This is a genomic window from Faecalimicrobium sp. JNUCC 81 (assembly GCF_053667625.1).
Genome location: NZ_CM132203.1, coordinates 2,223,423 through 2,237,228, shown reverse-complemented (window position 1 = coordinate 2,237,228; position 13,806 = coordinate 2,223,423). Strand labels below are relative to the sequence as shown.

15 protein-coding genes and 1 pseudogene are annotated in these 13,806 nt (G+C 27.9%); 10 read left to right on the top strand and 6 right to left on the bottom strand.

The window, feature by feature from the left end:
• Positions 1–14: 14 nt before the first annotated feature.
• From JNUCC81_RS11090 to JNUCC81_RS11065, 6 genes and pseudogenes are all read left to right on the top strand, one after another.
• Positions 15–1,496: a Na+/H+ antiporter NhaC family protein gene (locus tag JNUCC81_RS11090; protein ID WP_454093529.1), complete on the top strand. Its 1,482-nt coding sequence runs from the start codon at positions 15–17 to the stop codon at positions 1,494–1,496.
• Between the two features lie 307 nt (positions 1,497–1,803).
• Positions 1,804–3,015 (top strand): S41 family peptidase, encoded by a 1,212-nt coding sequence (locus JNUCC81_RS11085; protein WP_454093528.1) that lies wholly within the window; start codon positions 1,804–1,806, stop codon positions 3,013–3,015.
• 45 nt (positions 3,016–3,060) lie between these two features.
• Entirely contained in the window at positions 3,061–4,317 is a 1,257-nt protein-coding gene (gltS, locus tag JNUCC81_RS11080; RefSeq protein ID WP_454093527.1) for a sodium/glutamate symporter, read from the top strand.
• Positions 4,318–4,394: 77 nt separating this feature from the next.
• A complete protein-coding gene (locus tag JNUCC81_RS11075; RefSeq protein ID WP_454093526.1) occupies positions 4,395–5,006 on the top strand; it encodes a HutD family protein in 612 nt (203 codons plus the stop codon).
• Positions 5,007–5,426: 420 nt separating this feature from the next.
• Positions 5,427–6,623, top strand: a pseudogene (locus JNUCC81_RS11070) (MFS transporter).
• Positions 6,624–6,767: 144 nt separating this feature from the next.
• On the top strand, positions 6,768–7,097 hold the full coding sequence (locus JNUCC81_RS11065; RefSeq protein ID WP_454093525.1) for a hypothetical protein: 330 nt from the start codon (positions 6,768–6,770) through the stop codon (positions 7,095–7,097).
• A gap of 156 nt (positions 7,098–7,253) precedes the next feature.
• Here the strand turns inward: JNUCC81_RS11065 and JNUCC81_RS11060 are convergent, their stop codons facing one another.
• From JNUCC81_RS11060 to JNUCC81_RS11040, 5 genes are all read right to left on the bottom strand, one after another.
• Positions 7,254–7,589 carry an SdpI family protein gene (locus JNUCC81_RS11060; RefSeq protein ID WP_454093524.1) on the bottom strand — a complete coding sequence of 112 codons (336 nt, stop codon included), beginning with the start codon at positions 7,587–7,589 and terminating at the stop codon, positions 7,254–7,256.
• Positions 7,590–7,948: 359 nt separating this feature from the next.
• Positions 7,949–8,227, bottom strand: coding sequence for a hypothetical protein (locus JNUCC81_RS11055; RefSeq protein ID WP_454093523.1), 279 nt, complete (start codon positions 8,225–8,227; stop codon positions 7,949–7,951).
• 104 nt (positions 8,228–8,331) lie between these two features.
• On the bottom strand, positions 8,332–8,733 hold the full coding sequence (locus JNUCC81_RS11050; protein ID WP_454093522.1) for a hypothetical protein: 402 nt from the start codon (positions 8,731–8,733) through the stop codon (positions 8,332–8,334).
• 227 nt (positions 8,734–8,960) lie between these two features.
• A complete protein-coding gene (locus tag JNUCC81_RS11045; protein ID WP_454093521.1) occupies positions 8,961–9,437 on the bottom strand; it encodes a hypothetical protein in 477 nt (158 codons plus the stop codon).
• Positions 9,438–9,498: 61 nt separating this feature from the next.
• Positions 9,499–10,143 carry a hypothetical protein gene (locus JNUCC81_RS11040; protein ID WP_454093520.1) on the bottom strand — a complete coding sequence of 215 codons (645 nt, stop codon included), beginning with the start codon at positions 10,141–10,143 and terminating at the stop codon, positions 9,499–9,501.
• A 289-nt stretch (positions 10,144–10,432) separates the two neighbouring features.
• On the opposite strand from JNUCC81_RS11040, the gene murJ reads away from it, so the two are divergent.
• The 3 genes from murJ (at position 10,433) to JNUCC81_RS11025 (ending at position 12,628) form a co-directional block, all read left to right on the top strand.
• Positions 10,433–11,980, top strand: coding sequence for a murein biosynthesis integral membrane protein MurJ (gene murJ / locus JNUCC81_RS11035; RefSeq protein WP_454093519.1), 1,548 nt, complete (start codon positions 10,433–10,435; stop codon positions 11,978–11,980).
• Positions 11,981–12,128: 148 nt separating this feature from the next.
• Complete coding sequence (locus tag JNUCC81_RS11030; protein ID WP_454093518.1) at positions 12,129–12,431, top strand: hypothetical protein; 303 nt, start codon at positions 12,129–12,131, stop codon at positions 12,429–12,431.
• 2 nt (positions 12,432–12,433) lie between these two features.
• Complete coding sequence (locus tag JNUCC81_RS11025; RefSeq protein WP_208334404.1) at positions 12,434–12,628, top strand: helix-turn-helix transcriptional regulator; 195 nt, start codon at positions 12,434–12,436, stop codon at positions 12,626–12,628.
• A gap of 135 nt (positions 12,629–12,763) precedes the next feature.
• On the opposite strand, the gene JNUCC81_RS11020 is transcribed toward JNUCC81_RS11025, so the two are convergent.
• Positions 12,764–13,180, bottom strand: coding sequence for a helix-turn-helix domain-containing protein (locus JNUCC81_RS11020; protein WP_454093517.1), 417 nt, complete (start codon positions 13,178–13,180; stop codon positions 12,764–12,766).
• Positions 13,181–13,477: 297 nt separating this feature from the next.
• On the opposite strand from JNUCC81_RS11020, the gene JNUCC81_RS11015 reads away from it, so the two are divergent.
• Entirely contained in the window at positions 13,478–13,690 is a 213-nt protein-coding gene (locus JNUCC81_RS11015; protein WP_454093516.1) for a helix-turn-helix transcriptional regulator, read from the top strand.
• The last annotated feature ends 116 nt before the right edge of the window (positions 13,691–13,806 follow it).

The window sequence follows — 13,806 nt, the reverse complement described above, 5'->3', positions numbered from 1 at the left end:
GGGCCTATTCCGTCGTGGATAATTTAGTTGGATTGTTGAAGTTTTCACCAGTATTTTTATTAGCAGGTTTAATGATGTCAGGTATGGATTGTTTAATGGCAGCACCAATAGCTACAATATATGCATTTGTTGTAGCTTCAATAACAGATAAGTTGAAGTTTAATGATTTAGTTGATTGTGCAGTTGATAATGTAAAACATTTAAATTTAGTTTTCTTTATACTAATGCTTGCTTATGCTATGGCAGAAGCATTTATGGCTACAGGGGTTGGAGCATCAATAGTTAATATAGCACTTTCCCTAGGTGTAACAGGTAAAACTGTTGCAGTAGTTGCATTTATAGTTACTGGTATACTTTCAGTAGCTACAGGAACTTCATGGGGAACTTTTGCAGCATGTGCTCCAATATTTTTATGGTTAAACCATATGGTTGGAGGAAATATATTATTAACAACTGCATCAATAGCTGGAGGAGCTTGCTTTGGAGATAATATAGGACTTATATCAGATACAACAGTTGTAAGTTCTGGTATACAGGGTGTTGAGGTAATAGATAGAATTAAATCTCAAGGTCCATGGTCTTTAGTATGTCTAGTAATATCAATAATAATCATATATGCATTAGGTATATCAATGAAATTGCCATCAGAAACTGCAAACGCTGCACTAGCGATAAATCAAATACCTGCTAAAGTAATGGCTGATTTAGAAGTTGCAAGACCATCAGCAGTAGAGCTTTTAAATCAGGTGAAAACAGGAGTACCATATTATATGGCAATACCACTAATATTAGTTTTAGCAGTAGCTATTAAAGGATTACCTACACTTGTATGTTTAGGTGTTGGTATAGTATCATCATTAATATTTGGATCTTTTGCAGGAACTGTAGGTTCTTTAGATGGTTTCTTAAAGTTAATGATGAATGGATTTAAAGATGCAGGTTCTTGGGTTATAGTAATGATGATGTGGGTAGGAGCATTCGGTGGAGTAATGTCTAAAATGAAGGCTTTTGAACCATTATCAAAATTAGTTATGTATCTTGCGAGAAGTGTAAAGCAGCTAATGTTTATGAATGGCTTATTATGTTTAGTAGGAAATGCTGCACTTGCAGATGAAATGGCTCAAATTGTTACAGTAGGGCCTGTAACTAAAGAATTAGTGGAAAATAATGTAGATGGTAGTGAAGAAGATTTATACCAACTGCGTTTAAGAAATGCTACTTTTTCTAGTTCCCTAGGAGTGTTTGGTTCTCAATTAATACCATGGCATGTTTATATAGGGTTCTACTTAGGAATATTAACAGCAGTGTATCCACTACATAAATTTGTAGCCATTGATATAATGAAATATAATGTTATGGCATTTGTTACAGTTGGATCTATACTTATATTAACATTAACTGGGCTTGATAAGTTTATTCCTAAGTTTGGTTTACCAAGTGAGCCAGATGTTAGATTAAATAAAAATCCAAGAGAAGAACAAGAAGCTTTATCATAGTAGCCATACATGGCACTTGAATAAAGGTAATAATTAAAGTATGAAAGTAAGATGAAAATAGACTTTAGGGTAGATTTAATTATGAGTTTACCTTAGAGTCTATTTTAGTTTTTATTAATGTATAAACTTAAAGGAAATATGTATCATGGAAATTAAGATATATTTAAAATTAATACTAATAAAGGAAATCTACTTACAAATACAGAACTTAATATAGGTCATATTGAGACGACTACTATTTTCCTGGAAATATTTCTATATATAAAAGGTTGTAAAGTTATAATTAATAAAACAAGGAGGATTAATAGTGAAAAAATTTCTATCTATGATAATGGTAGTAATTATGTTTGTAATGCTAGGTGGTTGTAGTAGTACTAATGAAGAATCTCAATTATCAACCAAAGAAAAAGTAGAAGATTTTGAATATATGTATAAGGTTATTAAAGAAGGATATCCATTCTTAGAAGTAAATAAGCGATTAAATAATGAAGATTGGTTGGCTAATAAAGATAAGTATTTAGAAAAAATAAAAAACACTACAAATGATGATGAATTTGTAAATGTAATGACTGAAATAGTAATGGAGTTAAATAATGGTCATACTCATATTATTAATGACAGAGATACATATAACTTTGTCAAAAGTGTGTACAGTCAAGCAAACTGGTATGATTTTTTAGATAATGAAGAAGTAATAAATAGATATAAATCTACAGATTCGACAGAAAAAAGTACAAAAAGTCCTATTATTAAGAAAAATGTAAATGTAGAAGATGTTATAGAAGGTAAGATAGGATATATGCATTTACCACAAATGTATATGGTGTCTGAAGGCATTACAAAAGAGGATATTGAAAAGGATATGAAGATAATAGATGATTATATTAATACATTAGAAAATCATCAAGCATTAATTATAGATATAAGAGGTAACACTGGTGGAAGTGATTCATATTGGACTAACATAGTTTCGAAAGTTACACCAAAATATATTGAGCGAAAAGGGTATTTAGCTTTTAAAACTGAAAGTGACATTATGAGAAACTACGTTAATAAGAAGGGGATTGAACTTAAACCTATAGAAAATTTGCCTAAAGAGGTATTAAATAATGCACCAAAAGAAGTATTGACTAAATTTAGTGAATTTCATGAATCTATATTAGGGATAAAATCGAACAAAACATCTAAATTTAAAGGTAATATATATCTTTTAGTTGATAAAAGTGTATATTCTTCCTCAGAATCTTTTTCTATATTTTGTAAAGACACTGGATTTGCAACACTTATAGGTGAAATAACTGGAGGGGATGGAGGTGGAGTAGATCCTGTGTTATTTAACTTAAAAAATAGTGGGCTTATAGTTAGAATGTCTAGTGATATGTATTTAACAGGAAAAGGTATATGTAATGAAGAATTTAAAACTACTCCAGACTATGAGGTTGAGGGAGCTAGTAGGACTGAGAAATTTGAAGATGACAAATGTATTCAAAAAGTTTTAAAACTAGAAAATATTAACTAATTGTATTTATAGTAAGCACTATAATAAAAGTAAAGGAGAAGTTTTATGAGTTTTGAAGTTGTAGATGGGTTAAGGACTATTAACCTAGACATGATAGCAACTGTGACTTTGGCATCCTTAATGTTATTATTTGGTAACTTTCTTAAAAAGAAAATTACAATTCTAGAAAAGTTCTGTATACCAGGACCAGTAATTGGAGGACTTTTAGTAGCAATTATAGTATTAATTCTAAAAACTAGCAATATATTAAATATATCTATGGATACAACTCTTCAATCGCCTTTCATGATAACGTTTTTTACAACGGTTGGATTAGGTGCAAGTTTTACATTAGTTAAAAAAGGAGGTAAACTACTTATAGTTTATTGGTTATTGTGTGTTGTTTTATCAGTAGCACAAAACTTAATAGGAGTGATAGGAGCAAAATTAACAGGAATAGATCCTTTAATAGGGGTAATGTGTGGAACTGTATCTATGGAAGGGGGACATGGATCAGCAGCATCTTTTGGTGCAACAGTAGAATCTTTAGGAGTTACTGGTGCAGCAACTATAGGTATGGCAGCTGCAACTTTTGGAGTAGTATGTGGTGGACTTATAGGTGGTCCAATATCAAGATACTTAATAGATAAAAATAATTTAAGGCCTACAGAAGATATAACTTCTAAAGATAAAGGTAATTCAGTTGGAGGGGGAGTATCAGCAGAAGAAGTCGCTGGTATAAAAATTAGTGAATCCTTCAACTCAAATACAATGATTATACAAATTGCCGTTTTATTATCATGTATGACAATAGGAACAGTAGTTAGTTCGTGGTTTACTAATATAACTGATGTTGTTCTCCCGGGATACGTTGGAGCAATTTTTATAGCACTAATATTTAGAAATCTAAATGATAAGTTAAAACTTGTAAATTTAGATTTATATTGTGTAGATATAATAGGCAATATATGCTTATCAATATTTTTAGCAATGGCACTTATGACTATGAAGCTATGGGAACTAGCAGACCTAGCAGGACCAATGATTATTATAGTTGTAGCCCAAGTTGCATTTATAGCTTTATTTAGTGCATTTATTGTATTTAGATTATTAGGTAAAAGCTTTGATGCAGCAATAATGGTTGCAGGATTTTTAGGGCATGGATTAGGTGCTACACCAAATGCATTGGCTAATATAAATTCAGTAACATCGAGATATGGAAATTCTACAAAAGCAATGTTAATAGTTCCATTAGTAGGCGCATTTTTAGTAGATTTAGCCGCTATACCCATTATAGTAACGTTTATAAATTTCTTTAGCTAATACTTAAGCATGTTTATATAATAAATAGCCATTCGTATATTAAAATATGAATGGCTATAATTTTAGGAGAGTTAATAATGGGAAATGAGATAAAAGTAATAAGAAAAGATGAATATAAAACAAGCACATGGTCTGGAGGAACTACTACTCAGTTATATATATACCCAGAAGAATCACAGTATAATAAGATGGAGTTTTTATTTAGAATAAGCTCAGCAAAGGTAGAAGTAGAAGAGTCAGTGTTCACACATTTACCTGGCATAAATAGAGAAATAATGATTATAGATGGAGAGTTAGAATTAGAACATGAAGGTCATCATAATACTAAGTTAAGTAGATTTGATAAAGACAGATTTAGTGGGGATTGGACTACTAGAAGCTATGGAAAAGTAACGGATTTTAATCTTATGATAAATAATGGTTGTAATGGAAGTTTAGAACATATTGAGGTTAAAAGAGGAAGTAGAAAGAGTATTAAGTTGTATAAAGATGAAAAGTGCGACAAAGTAGCCAATGTTTTATATTGTGTAAATGGTAGCGTAGTTATAGAGCTAGAAGAAAATACTGTTTTATATGAGGGAGATTTATTTGTATTTATCACGGATACAAATATTAATAAAGATAGTATAAGTATTTTTAATGGATCGAATGAAGATTCAGATATAATTATTAGTAGAGTATATTTTTAGTTAGAATTTAATAGCGCTTCAAGTGAAAGTGAAATGAATGAGATTTACTTCGCAATTGTTATATAATGCCAAACAAAGATACTTGTGATACTATATAGATAAATAGGAATTTGAGTTATTTATTATTAAAATGTTTAGTATAGTAATAATGTATATTACTATACTATTAATTAAAATTGCAAGGAGTGATGATGGTGAACATATAATCTATATTTCAGAAAAAACAGAAATACTTTCAGGTTTCTACTATTCTTATGTAGTAGGTTTAATTTCTGTTACCGAATTATAGATTATATTTCTTAGTATCACTTGATGTAATATGGTCAAGTCTTTTTAAGTATGGTCTGTTTTCGGTTTTTTATCTGAAAGCAGATTTTTTATTTAAGGAGGAGAATTATAATAAATCAATTATTAAACATTTTGAAAAGAAAGGATTTCTCAATATTATTTATAGGGCAATTTATATCTAAGATGGGTTCCGCAATTAATACGATAGGGCTATCTTTATGTGTACTTAAATTTGATAATCCTGTTTTAGGTATGGGAACATTATCTTTACTATTAACAATACCTTGGATTATCTTTGGTCCTATTGCTGGAGTATTTGCAGACCGTTATTCAAAAAAGCAAACTATAATAGTCTGTGATATTACAAGAGGGTTGTTTAGCTTAGCATTATTTTTTACCCAAGATATAGTTTTATTTTATTTAATAGTATTTTTAATGACTATATTTGATGTAATATTTTCTCCAGCTATAAGTGGATTTTTACCTTTTGTAGTAGATAAGGATGATTTGGAGAGTGCTAATTCTATTTATTCAGGTTCTGGTGAATTAGCATATTTAATTGGTCCAGCAATAGGAGGAGTTTTAGTAGCTTCATTTGGAGTTTAAATGGTGTTCGTAGTAAATGCTATTTCATATATTTTATCTGGAATATCAGAGATGTTTATAGTATCCCGTGGATATATAAAGAAAGAAACAAATGAAAAAATCTCAACTTTTCTTGAAATGAGACAGGGGTTTATTTATGCAAAAAGCCATAATACCATTGTATTTGTAATACTATTTTTTGCTGGTGCATCTGCTGTATTAGGAGGAATTCCAATACTATGCTCTAATTATATTGTTAATGAATTAGGTGCTTCAGACCAAGTTTATGGGCTTTTTATGAGTATAAGAAGTATTGGTTCAATGATTGGAGCATTGCTACTTCCAAAAGCATTAAATAGAATAAAAGAATTACCGATGATGATATTAAGTACTGGAGTTTATGGTGGGCTATTTATTTTATTTGCGGTGTGGAGATGGATTCCATACTCTGTGGCTATATATTTTTCTATAGGATTTATTGTTTCTTTTATTAATGTAACTTACGGTATATTCCTTCAAAAAAATGTAGATAAAGAGTATATTGGTAGGGTTTTTAGCTTTGATATGAGTCTTAGCAATTTTACAATGATAACCTCTATAGTATTTGTTACTTTTACTGGGAACTTTTTAGGAACTCAAAATTTAATGATTATGTATGCAATTGCAATAATTTTTATAAGTTTAATTGGTTTAGTAGTAATGAAAAAATTGAAGTTGAATGATATTGATAAACTATCAAGTTGATATAAAAAATAAGTTATACTAATTGATACATTTTAATTTATAGGGCTATATTTAATTAGTCAGTTTTCAACTAGATTTAGAATATTAAGAAAGTTACACATATTGTATAGTTATAATTTAAAAAATGAAGGGGGAGCAATTAGTATGAAGAAGAATGTATTTGGGAATTTTATTCCAATGATAACTATGTTAGTAATAGTTATTCTAGGGTTTGTTTTGGGATTTAAGGGATTGTTTATAGTTGGAATAGTAGGGATTATACCAATATCTTTTTTTATAGAGGGAGTAATGTGTTCGAGAAAAAATATAGGATGGATAATTCCATTGCTTGTATCACTTATTGCATTTTTTATTGTAATTATAGTATTTATGAATGATTCTGCAAATGTATATTTAAAATATTATGCAATAGCATATATTTTAGGTTATGTACTTGAGAAGTTGATTTCAGTATTAAAAAATAAAATTAAATGAAGTGAAAAAATAGCTAGATATGCCTTTGATTGCAATAACTCTAGCTATTTTTATAACTTATTTATCATATAATTATTGTTTATTCCACTTATAGTCAGATATATAGAATAACATATATTTTTTGAACATATTTATTTAACTTGGAAGAGATTAAACTTAATATGTTTTTTTCTTTTCTTTGTATAAATGTATTTCTGTCACTATTGAAATAACAACAAATACTGTTACAAATACAAGTAAAGATATTCCTACTTCATTTTCTAAAGTAAAAAATATATCTATGCAATAAAAAACTATAGTATAAGCAAATCCACAAATTATACTTAGTTTTCCGGCATACTTATTTGCAATAACCCAGTTAGTACCGTTTTTGCAAGAAGTCCATGTTTTATAGCCTGATGAGTTGGGTCTTTCCCCTGTACCATATCTCATAATTAAACCTACTATTATTATTAATATACCTAGATAGTATGAGTTTTCAAGATGATACATTTTATACCTCCCTTATTTTAATATTGACATATAAGACTAGCCATTTTATATTTTATAATCATTCACCCTAATACAAAACCTAAAATGCCGACTATTAGAATTATTATGCTAAGTACAATATTTATAACGTCCCTTTATAAAAAAATAATATAGCTAAGTTATACCATTTTGCAAAAAGATATACAATAATATTGCTTGAATTACAGAGATATTTACATAAGATACAGAATAAAAGTAAATGTCCACCAAAACAGATGTTTTTGAACACAAAAATAGGAGCATATTGATTTGCTCCATTTATATTTTCAATATATTAACATTATTCAAAATACTAATCCTATATTGGTGGCGATTAGACATTACTTTTTCTTTATTGTCATTCCTATAATCATTCCGCCTAACATTCCAAAACATATGCCATAAGAAATAGAATTTGGACCAAAGGTATTAGTAAAGGCTGAACCTATTGCTACACCAAAGCACATTCCTAACGACATTCCTAATGACATATAGTCTTCATTTGTACTTTGTTCATCTTTGTTTATTTTTTCATTTTTCTTCTTAACACTATTTATTAATAAAACCATTGAAATTCCAACAGCTATTAATGGTAATATAATAATTATAATATCACTCATAATTTTAAACCCCCCATAATTAGTTACTATACAAAGAAAGCTTTCTATAATAGAATTAAATTCTTCTAGAAAGCTGTTTTTTAATTATTTATTAATTTCTAAAACTAAATACTAGGATTATACAATATACTACCCACATTAGTACCATTGCCAATTTTATTTATTTTAAATATCTTTTCACTAATATCAAATTTGACTAAATAATTTACAATGCTTGGCACAATAAATTTAAATACAATAGTTATAGGTATTATTATGTATACTAACATAATAACCCAAAAGTTATCAAGTAAGTCTGGTAAACTTTTGTTTAAACTAGCCGTAATATAAAAAAGTGAAAAACACACACTAATATATGGAGATATTAGACTATTGTATTTATCATACCTTATAAAATACTTCAAAAAGTAGTCTTTATATGAAGGGATAGTTATACTATCTAAAACATGTTCTCTATTCTTAAAATCAGAATTATCGCTATACATATAAACTTTTACTAAGTACATAAGCATATTTTCTTTACTATTATCTACATTTGATAGCTCTAACTTAGGTATTTTTTTAGAAATTGTTTCAATTCTAAATGCTTTTTCTGCTAGTACCTCCTCTAGTTTACTTTCTATTGTAGATTTTACATCTTTCTTATTACTATTTATATCAATAATAAAGCTATTATCGTAATAAATAATATTAAAATTATTACTCTCATTCTTTATTATTTTTAGTTAAAATACTATATACTTTCTAGTATTACCCATACAAGTTCTTTTTGCTGATTAGATAGCTCACTATATACAAAGTTTATTTTAATTTTCGTTTTACTATCTATATATTCATGAGATTTCAGTCCTTGATCTTTATCATACCAATATTCTTTATAATTAGAACCCAATATATCTGTAATTTGATCTATTTTTTCAAACTTGTTTTTTTCATCTATAGATAAAAAATTATACTCTGATATATTTAACCATATTTTATCGATATAATTATTAGCATTTGTTTTAATTTGTAACTCTTTAAATTGATAATTATATTCATTGTCATATTCAGCTTTTGATTCATATTTTGATAAATCTACAGCATCAACAGCCTGACCTAATGAGATATTATCTATCTTGATATTACTCAAATTTGTACTTTCTAGCGAAGTACAAGCTACAAACATTAGTGATAGCATAATAATTACTGTTAAGTGTATTTTTTTCATATTAATACCTTTCTACTTTTTTAACTAAATTATACCATATAAAAGATGTCTTTTTTAATTATTAATTTCTAAAACTAAATATTAGGATTATAAAATATACTGCCCATAGTAGTACCATTGCCAATTTATTTATTTTAAATATCTTTTCACTAATATCGTATTTGACTAAATAATTTACAATGCTTGGCACAATAAATTTAAATACAATAGTTATAGGTATTATTATGTATACTAACATAATAACCCAAAAGTTATCAAGTAAGTCTGGTAAACTTTTGTTTAAACTAGCTGTAATATAAAAAAGTGAAAAAAATACACTAACATATGGAGATATTAGATTATTGTATTTATCATACCTTATAAAATACTTCAAAAAGTAGTCTCTATATGAAGGAATAGTTACACTATCTAAAACATGTTCTCTACTCTTAAAATCAGAATTATCGCTATACATATAAACTTTTACTAAGTACATAAGCATATTTTCTTTACTATTATGTTCATTTGATAGCGTTAGTTTAGGTATTTTTTTAGAAATTGTTTCAATTCTAAATGCTTTTCCTTCTAGTATTTCTTCTAGTTTGCTTTCTATTGTAGACCTTGCATCTTTCTTAGAACTATTTATATCAATAATAAAGCTATTATCGTAATAAAGTATATCATTATAGTCATTTTCGACTACTATCCCTATAGTGTTTGTATTCATAATTCCCCTCCGATATAATTTATCCCTCATATAGCACTTTCCCATGTATAGTGCAATAAAATATATTATTTTGTAATAACTTGTTAACTAAATGTTAACACAATATTTTAAAAAAAGGTAATAAAAAATTCGCTCCCTTGAAAAGTTACTATTATTAAAATAAATTTAAACATAAGAGAAAATGGAAAGTTTTTGTTTATATAAATAAAATTATTCTCAAAAAATTAATCTAATGATATACTAGGAATATTGACAATGAAAAATAATTATAAGATTCATGGAGGATTTTATGAGTAATAATTTAGCGAAATCAGCATTTTGGCTTATGGTAGTTACTATGCTATCTAAAATATTAGGATTTACTAGAGATATAGTCCTAATGTATTTTTATGGGACGGGTGCACAAAGTGATATATATGTAACAGCTATGAATATACCAGTTGTGGTGTTTGCTGCTGTTGGGGTTGCACTTTCTACTACATTTATACCGCTTTATCAAGAAGCACTTGAAAATGGTGGACAAAAAAGAGCTCAAATATTTGCAAATAATATATTATGTATAGTTAGTATAATAAGTATATTTTTAAGTATATTTGGTTATATATTTGCCGAGCCTATAGTAAAATTATTTGCTATTAGCTTTACTGGTGAAAAGTTAGCAATGACTGTTGAGTTTGTAAGGATAATAATAGTTGGTGTTTTATTTATAGGCCTTAGCAATATTATGACTGCTTACTTACAAATACAAGGAAACTTCACTATACCTGGTATGGTGCAACTTCCAAATAATATTATAATAATTATATCTATGATAATTGGTGGTATTACAGGTAAATTCTATATACTAGCAGTAGGAGCCCTTATAGGTATGGCTTCACAATTTTTATTCCAAGTACCTTTTGCTATAAAGCGTGGATATAAGTTTAAACCTGTAGTTAATTTTAAAGACAAGTATTTTAAAAAGATGATATGGCTAATACTTCCTGTCTTAATAGGTGTTGCTGTAAATCAAGTCAATGCTATGGTAGATAGAAGTTTAGCTTCAAGCTTAGGTGATGGGGTTATAGCTGCACTAAACAGTGCGAATAAGCTTAATTTCTTCGTTTTAGGACTATTTATAACTAGCATAGGTTCTGTTATATATCCTACACTTGCAAAATTATCTACTAATAATGATAACAGAAAGTTTGCAGATGCAGTATCAACTAGTGTAAACTGTGTAAGTTTAATAATACTTCCTATAACTGTTGGAGCTATAGTACTTGCTACTCCTATAGTTAGAATATTATTTGAAAGAGGGGCTTTTGATGATAAGTCTACTCAAATGACTGCAATTGCCCTTATATGTTACTCTGTTGGTATGATTGCTTATGGACTTAGAGATATACTAAGCAAAGTGTACTATTCATTAAAGGATACTAAAACACCTATGATAAATGGGATAATTGCAGTGGGTGCTAACATATTCTTTGATGTTACATTAATGAAAGTATTTGGTATTGGTGGACTAGCACTTGCTACTAGTTTATCTTCTATAATAGGTATATTATTACTATTTAGAGGATTAAAGAAAAAGATGGAGTACTATGGACAAGATAGAATAATTAGAACTTTTATAAAGTCTTTAATAGCTTCTATAGTAATGGGTGTTATAACATACTTTATGTATAAGCTATCAAGCAATATATTAGGAGTTGGATTTATTCAAGATGTTATAGCTACTGGTATATCTGTATTAGTAGGTGCAGTTGTTTATGGTGTACTTATTAGTAAGTTTAGAGTTAGAGAAGTTAAGATGCTTAAGAATATGGTTATGAAAAAATTAAAAAGAGCGTAATGAAAAAAGAGATCTGCTATAGATCTCTTTTTATATTTAGTCTATAAAGTTATATGTAAAAAGTTTTTGACATATTATTCTAATATAGATATAATAATAAATGTAAAAAACTTTTTACATTTTTATATACAGAAGGGGGGGATTTTATATGAACATTTTTATAATATTATTTTTTGGAGTTTTAGTAGTGATGGGAATATCGATATCAATGATGCTAAATTCACTATCTAAGCAAGGTGATGAAAGACGTGATTTTATTATAAACAAAGCAATAAAGGGAACTTTCATTATTCTTGTAGGAATATTAATGATATCAGTTTTTGAATCGGCTTATATTTCATTAGTAAAAGATACGAGTGTAAAGGGAATTAATCCATTTATATTATTATCAATAACATCAATTGTATTTGCCCTGGAATTACTGTTTACAAAAAAGAAATTTGGAGACTAAGCATGAAAAATAGAATAAACGAACTTAGAAAAAATTCAAAAATATCTCAAGATGAACTTGCTAAATTATGCAATGTTTCAAGGCAGACTATCAATGCAATTGAAAACAATAAATATGACCCAACTTTATCTCTAGCATTTGAATTAGCGAAGAATTTAAGTGTAACAGTAGATGAATTATTCATATACAATAGTTAGTATTTATAATGTAGAGGTTTATAACCTCTACATTATTTTTGTTATTTACTACAAGAAAGTTTAACATAGACTATATTTATCTAAATAGCAAAATCTACCCTTTTAAAATGTATATTTATTTGAGTAACATGTTGGCTAAATACTTTTATTTCTTTTTTTCTTTTGTTCATCTAAAGCTAAAAGCATCCCCATTCTCATAGCTTTAAGCATGCCATCTATTGCTTCCTTTGTAGCAGGTTCTCCATCAAACATTACACGTCTTTGTATAAATTGATTTTCAGCTTCTTTAACTATAGCTTCAAACTCTATTTCTGATTTATCATCTAAACTACTATTTTCAACTTCCATTTTATCGCTAAGGCCTAATAAGTAGTCAGTAGAAACTTCTAGAGCTTTTGCAAGTTGTGTAAGAGCAGCAGCTTTTGGCTCTCTTATATCATTTTCATATCTAGATAGACTACCTTCTGTTATATTAGCCTTTATAGCTAATTCTTTTTGATTCATATTCATATGACGTCTAGCTTTAGATATTCTATATCCTATGGTATCCAATTTAAACACTCCTTTTCTAATTATTTTGTATTACTAATAACAATGTTTTATATGCTTAATAAACTTTATTTAAAAAATATTTTTGTAACAATTTGGTAATTAAATGGTAACACGATATTACAAAAAAGGAAATAAAATTATAAAAAAGGTAATAAAAAAGCTTGAAAAGTTGCTTTTATTGAAATAAATTGCAAAATGGGTAATTGACAATGGAATAATATAGTAATACTATGTAATTGTAAAAGTGGTAAGAAAAAATAAGTAGAAATAAATAAAAAACACTTAAGGGGGAAGTAAATGGGACTGAGACTACTAAAATCAAAAAGAGTTTTAAAAGGACTTACGCAAGAAGCTATAGCAGCTAAAATAGGGATAAATACTAAAAGTTACAATATGAAGGAGAATGGTAAAAATAAATTTTCTCTAGAGGAAGCAGCAAGAATTAGTGAGTACTTAGATCTTAACCTAGAAGAAGTTAATGATATATTTTTAAATATAAGGAAATTATAATTTCCATCTACTAAATTTAAAACTATTCGCCAACACGTTGCTCAAGCAACGGACGCAGTCGTTGGCGACATGAAGAGTAGCGCCCACGCAGTGGTTTAAGCGAAGCGAATTTTGCA

Excerpts from the sequence above, each read along its gene's own strand:
- gltS (WP_454093527.1), top strand. The coding sequence starts at position 3,061 with ATGAGTTTTGAAGTTGTAGATGGGTTAAGGACTATTAACCTAGACATG.
- JNUCC81_RS11075 (WP_454093526.1), top strand. The coding sequence starts at position 4,395 with ATGGGAAATGAGATAAAAGTAATAAGAAAAGATGAATATAAAACAAGC.
- JNUCC81_RS11065 (WP_454093525.1), top strand. The coding sequence starts at position 6,768 with ATGAAGAAGAATGTATTTGGGAATTTTATTCCAATGATAACTATGTTA.
- JNUCC81_RS11060 (WP_454093524.1), bottom strand. The coding sequence starts at position 7,589 with ATGTATCATCTTGAAAACTCATACTATCTAGGTATATTAATAATAATA.
- JNUCC81_RS11055 (WP_454093523.1), bottom strand. The coding sequence starts at position 8,227 with ATGAGTGATATTATAATTATTATATTACCATTAATAGCTGTTGGAATT.
- JNUCC81_RS11050 (WP_454093522.1), bottom strand. The coding sequence starts at position 8,733 with ATGTACTTAGTAAAAGTTTATATGTATAGCGATAATTCTGATTTTAAG.
- JNUCC81_RS11045 (WP_454093521.1), bottom strand. The coding sequence starts at position 9,437 with ATGAAAAAAATACACTTAACAGTAATTATTATGCTATCACTAATGTTT.
- JNUCC81_RS11040 (WP_454093520.1), bottom strand. The coding sequence starts at position 10,143 with ATGAATACAAACACTATAGGGATAGTAGTCGAAAATGACTATAATGAT.
- murJ (WP_454093519.1), top strand. The coding sequence starts at position 10,433 with ATGAGTAATAATTTAGCGAAATCAGCATTTTGGCTTATGGTAGTTACT.
- JNUCC81_RS11030 (WP_454093518.1), top strand. The coding sequence starts at position 12,129 with ATGAACATTTTTATAATATTATTTTTTGGAGTTTTAGTAGTGATGGGA.
- JNUCC81_RS11025 (WP_208334404.1), top strand. The coding sequence starts at position 12,434 with ATGAAAAATAGAATAAACGAACTTAGAAAAAATTCAAAAATATCTCAA.
- JNUCC81_RS11015 (WP_454093516.1), top strand. The coding sequence starts at position 13,478 with ATGGGACTGAGACTACTAAAATCAAAAAGAGTTTTAAAAGGACTTACG.